Origin of the sequence: Serratia sp. J2, from assembly GCF_046269175.1 — a bacterium.
Taxonomy (GTDB): Bacteria; Pseudomonadota; Gammaproteobacteria; order Enterobacterales; family Enterobacteriaceae; genus Chania; species Chania fonticola_C.
In genome coordinates this window covers 1-3,564 of sequence record NZ_JBKABN010000069.1, presented here as the reverse complement: position 1 = coordinate 3,564, position 3,564 = coordinate 1, and the positions used below count along the sequence as shown (strand labels likewise).

At 45.3% G+C, this 3,564-nt stretch carries 2 protein-coding genes; both read left to right on the top strand.

From position 1 onward, the window contains the following. Positions 1–387 precede the first annotated feature (387 nt). Positions 388–1,203: an outer membrane protein gene (locus tag ACKWMY_RS27880; protein ID WP_409487498.1), complete on the top strand. Its 816-nt coding sequence runs from the start codon at positions 388–390 to the stop codon at positions 1,201–1,203. 64 nt (positions 1,204–1,267) lie between these two features. Then, positions 1,268–3,394, top strand: a complete 2,127-nt coding sequence (locus ACKWMY_RS27875; RefSeq protein ID WP_409487497.1) for an alkyl/aryl-sulfatase — start codon at positions 1,268–1,270, stop codon at positions 3,392–3,394. Positions 3,395–3,564 lie beyond the last annotated feature (170 nt).

The window sequence follows — 3,564 nt, the reverse complement described above, 5'->3', positions numbered from 1 at the left end:
ACAACATTTTACCTAACAACGCCTTAATGCGACAGAACCTAAAAACTTGTCACCCAGCCCATTCCATCGCCCAAAAAACCGTTTTGATTGGTCGTCATTCACATAAAAAACAAATAAATCGAGATATTACACTGTATTTTTTGCATAAGTGTGACTTTAGTCTACCTTTAATTAATTAATTGAGTTAATATAAATTATGGAACCGTTAAAAATGGCACCAAAGACGTATTCACTGGGTGCCAATGTATTGTCAGTTTAAACTTGGATAATATGAAAAATAACAATCTCTATTGGCGAAAGTCCACGTCAATAACAAATATTAATATAGTAACAATCGTAAATAACATGCTTTTGGCTGATAGCCATGTTTAAAACAGGAAAAGTCTGATGAGTATTAAAGATAGTTGTCGGCAAAGGATAGCTTGCTTCACGTTGCTTTTAGGACTCTCTTCTTCATTCATCCCGCCCACTCAAGCCGCAGTCAACGATGCCAATGACGATCAATGGCACTTTGAAATTACACCTTATATTTGGGCCACAGGCCAAAGTGGTACTCTGGGTGTAGATAGAGGCTCCGGTAACGGGCAGTCTTTCGATCAGAGCTTTTCGGACATCTGGGATCGTATGGACATCGGCGGAATGGCGGCTTTTGAAGCTCGCTATAACCGATGGGGCGTATTACTGGATGGCATTTATCTTCGAGTCTCTGACAATGCCGGTATTTCTGGCCCTAATGGCCTGATCAGCCTGTCAGCAGACGGTAACGTGACTCAACAGCAGTATTCTGTTGCCGGTTATTACCGTACCATCGAAGGTCAAACTACCGTCGATGCACTAGCAGGGCTGCGCTATAACATCGTCAGTTGGGATATAAATGCCCAACTCGCGTCACCCGTGTTTCCTGGGGCCTCTATTTCCCGGAACTTTTCAGAACGCAAGGGCTGGGTTGACCCCTACGCAGGGGTTCGGGTGACACATCGTTTCGATCAGCAATGGAGTGTTGTTGGCTATGCCGACATCGGGGGAGCCAGTTCAGGATCAAACCTGACTTGGCAACTCCTTGGTGGGGTGAACTATGCCTTTCGTCCTGACGTGATTGGTAAGCTAGGTTATCGCTATGTTTCTATCAATTATCAGAATGACGGTTTTATTTATGATGTAGCCACATCAGGATTTTATGCCGGTGTAGGAGTTACCTGGTAGCACCTGATCATTACATCAGTGGTAAATGACATCACCATGATTAAATCGCTTTTAAGGATACTCTATGAAATTAAGTAAAATTGCACAGGTTACCGCCATCATCATCACGGCTAATACCTTCGGACTCGCTCATGCTGCAAGTGATGGCGTTGATATTTATGCCAATAATCCTCATGAACATTTCCACCCACAAGGCAAGCCACCATCAAAGTTTACTATTGACCTGTATAACCAAGTAAAAAAATCATTACCTTTTGAAGATACTCGTGATTTTGAAGAGTCACAAAAGGGGTTTATCGCTAAACCTACCTTCACAAAAATCATGGCAGATGCTGGGAATGTCGCCTGGGATATGGGCAGCTATGAATTCCTACTGCAAGGTAAAGATTTTACCAGTATCAACCCCTCTCTGCAGCGTCAAGCAATACTAAATATGGCTTATGGCCTGTATGAGGTGGTGCCTGGTCGTATCTATCAAGTTCGCGGGTTTGACCTGGCAAATATGACCCTGATTAAAGGCGACACTGGCTGGATCATCTTTGACCCGCTAACGGCAAAAGAAACCGCTGCCGCAGCATTGGCATTTGTCAATGAGAAACTGGGCAAACGCCCTGTGGTCGGTGTTGTATTCTCCCACTCACACGTCGATCACTTTGGTGGGGTTCGTGGCGTCGTTGATGAAAAAGATGTGCAAAGCGGCAAAGTTCCGATTATAGCCCCACAACACTTTATGGAAGCCGCTATCTCTGAAAACGTTTTTGCCGGTAATGCCATGGCAAGACGTGTGCAATATCAATATGGTGTGCTGCTTGACCGTAGCCCATTTGGCCATGTTGATCAGGCGATCGGTAAGAATGTCGCCAACGGTAATACCGGTTTGATTGCTCCAACGCGTTTTATTACCAAAGATTTTGAAGAGATAACCCTCGATGGAGTCAAGATGGTATTCCAGAATACCCCAGATACCGAAGCTCCAGCAGAAATGAACACCTACTTCCCGCAGTTTAAAGCGTTCTGGGCAGCAGAGAACATCACGGGAACCATTCATAATATCTATACATTGCGCGGCGCTGAAATTCGTGATGCGCTTAACTGGTCAAAACAGATCAACAACGCCCTATATAAATTTGGCGATGATGTACAAGTCATGTTTGCTTCGCATAGCTGGCCACGCTGGGGTAATGCTCGTGTTCAAGAAGTGATGAGAGCACAGCGGGACCTGTATGCCAACATGAATAACCAAGTACTGCACTACGCCAACCAAGGCGTAACTATCAACGAAATTCAAAATGTCTACCAAGCGCCCCCTAGTTTACAACGCCAATGGGCAGCACGGAGCTACCATGGTTCTGAAGGCAATAACACCCGGGGTATTATCAACCGTTATCTCGGGTATTGGGATGGTAACCCAACCAATCTGGTTCCATTGTCACCACGCGAGTCAGCACCTCTCTATGTTGAGATGATGGGGGGAGCCAAGAAAATCATCGCGAAAGGGAAAGAGTTAAATGCTCAGGGTAAATACCTGGAAACCACCGAGATACTGAACAAACTGGTTTATGCAGAGCCTAAAAACCAGGAAGCCAGAAACCTGCTAGCTGATGCATTTGAGCAACTGGGTTACCAAAAAGAGAGCACCAGTGTACGCAACAGTTTCCTGCAGGCTGCCTATGAACTGCGTACAGGTCTACCAACCGGCTTGGCACCAAGACCCACTGGGCCCGATGTCATCAGGGCGCTACCTACTGGGCTTTGGCTCGATTTCTTGGCGATCAGCATGGACAGTAAACGTGCTGACAATATGAACTTCACCATCAACTTGGTTACACCAGATAATAATGAGAAATACCTGATAGAGATGAGCAATGCGACACTGACAAACATTGCTAACTATCAAGCTAAAAAACCGACACTGACCATTACCGTCAACCGGTCGGACCTCAATAGAGTCATGATGGGGGTAAACACATTCGAAGCATTGGAAACAGCAGGCAAGGCGACATTTGTTGGTGATCGCTCCGCTTATGAAAAACTGAAAAGTACCTTGGTTAAATTCACGCCAAACTTCGAAATTATGCCAGGAACGTTAAACGCTAGCCCAACACCTGCATCAGGAAGTGTGCGCAACACGGCACCAACGTATAACGCCAAACCGTTTGAATACGTTATCTATTCTGCTGAAGAGGATTAACCGATCTGTTTGGGTCGATTGAACGATCCTGTGAGTCTCTAACAGGCCGTAATCTCGGAAGAGATTACGGCTTATAATCGCAGTGCTATAACCAGAAAACACTCTCCCCACAGTTCAAGCTGCCATCTCTGAATTTCATGAAAGCCATCAAGTTCTAACTGAGTTCTTCG